Annotated in this window: 1 protein-coding gene; it reads left to right on the top strand. The window is 34.2% G+C overall.

Going from position 1 to position 445, the window contains the following annotated elements; translation table 11 throughout:
- Window positions 1-175: 175 nt before the first annotated feature.
- Window positions 176-445, top strand: a 270-nt coding sequence (locus CXF65_RS15100) for a hypothetical protein (RefSeq protein WP_413772489.1), incomplete at its 3' end; no start/stop codon positions are given.

Below are 445 nucleotides of genomic sequence, written 5' to 3'. Positions count from 1 at the left end.
TAGATAAAGCCCCCTTCGCTAACGCGGAGGGGGCTTTTCTTTGTCTAGCGTTCGGGGCAGGTTTGCAAAAATAGACTTTGTTATAAATTTCTTAATTAAGGTTGTTGATTCGGGTTATTAGTTCTAAATTTGCAGTACAATAAAATCTCAGCATTTTATTGAGGTTTATTCGTGTATGGTTTCTTATATAGCTTTAGTAATCTCAATAATCGCTCTGTCTGTTGCTATTCGTAATTATCTACGAAAGTCAGGGATTCATGTTAAAGGACATTTTGCTATCAGTTCAAGTGCCTATGCAGAAGACCAATATGTAGACCATTTCACTCTTGAAAATTTTAAAGATAGGTCTGTTATAATCTTTAAGGTTTTTCTACGTGTCGGTCCTAACTATTATATTGAGCTGTCTAATTTCGAACATGAACCTAAAATACTAAAATCTTATGAA

Origin of the sequence: Psychrobacter sp. Sarcosine-3u-12, from assembly GCF_002836005.1 — a bacterium.
Classification (GTDB): domain Bacteria; phylum Pseudomonadota; class Gammaproteobacteria; order Pseudomonadales; family Moraxellaceae; genus Psychrobacter; species Psychrobacter okhotskensis.
The sequence above is the reverse complement of the archived record's forward strand: the minus strand, read 5'-3'. Positions and strand labels throughout refer to the sequence as shown.